Raw genomic sequence first — 476 nt, 5'->3', positions numbered from 1 at the left:
CCAGCCCGGCGAGCAGCCGCGTCAGCGCCTCCGCCAAGAGGATCCACCCGGCGGCACGCAGGACGGCGCACCCCAGCAGCGGGACCAGCAGCCGCCGCGCGGCGCGGTCCCGGGGAAGGGGGCCGGACGGACGAGGCGGGCGGCCGTCGTCGGAAAGGCTCACACCGGGCGGACGGCGTGCGCGTGGGGATGTGGGTGATCGCGATGCGGCGGCGGAACTGCCAGTAGGACCACGCGGTGTAGGCCAGCACGATCGGCACGAAGACCACGGTGACCCACGCCATCACGGTGAGCGTGTAGGTGCCGGAGGAGGCGTTCTCCACCGTGAGGCTGTACGCCGGGTCCACGGTCGAGGGCAGCACCACCGGGTAGGCCGCGGTGAACAGGGCGGCCACGCCGCAGGCCTAGGAACCCGGCCATGCCGGCGAACGTCAGCCCCTCGTGGCCGGCGCGGGCCCAGCGCCAGGCGGCGGCCG

1 protein-coding gene is annotated in these 476 nt (G+C 75.2%); it reads right to left on the bottom strand.

Annotated elements, in window-relative coordinates:
* The coding region (locus AC2W7A_RS13365; protein ID WP_485991771.1) for a cytochrome d ubiquinol oxidase subunit II at positions 1 to 395 on the bottom strand (395 nt) is incomplete at its 3' end.
* Between the last annotated feature and the right edge of the window lie 81 nt (positions 396 to 476).

The organism is Micrococcus sp. LASM2_SD2 (assembly GCF_057364565.1).
The sequence above is the reverse complement of the archived record's forward strand: the minus strand, read 5'-3'. Positions and strand labels throughout refer to the sequence as shown.